At 70.0% G+C, this 287-nt stretch carries 1 protein-coding gene; it reads right to left on the bottom strand.

Going from position 1 to position 287, the window contains the following annotated elements:
* On the bottom strand, positions 1-287 hold a 287-nt coding region (locus tag WDW90_RS38990; protein WP_488803334.1), incomplete at both ends, for a type 1 glutamine amidotransferase family protein.

The following is a 287-nucleotide window of genomic DNA, read 5'->3' as shown; positions in this document are numbered from 1 at the left end:
AGGGCGTCTCCTGTACGTCGGCCAGGTCGCTTATCCGGCCCGGAATCTCGCCGGGCGCGCGCCGATGCGCCGCCAGGCACCACCGCAGGATCTCGACGGTGAATTCGGGATGGAACTGACACGACCAGGTATCGGGGCCGTAGCGCAAGACCTGATGCGGGTCATGCGGCGTGCCGGCCAGCACGGTGGCACCGGCTGGCACCTCCAGAACGGACTGCGAATGCGAGAGGTGCGCCATGAAAGGCGACGGCAGCGTCCCGGCCAGCGCGTCATCGCGCCCCGCGGCG

This window comes from Methylobacterium nigriterrae, assembly GCF_037106235.1.
In the GTDB taxonomy this organism is placed as follows: domain Bacteria; phylum Pseudomonadota; class Alphaproteobacteria; order Rhizobiales; family Beijerinckiaceae; genus Methylobacterium; species Methylobacterium nigriterrae.
Note: the sequence above shows the minus strand (reverse complement) of the source record. Positions and strands in the feature narration are given on the sequence as shown.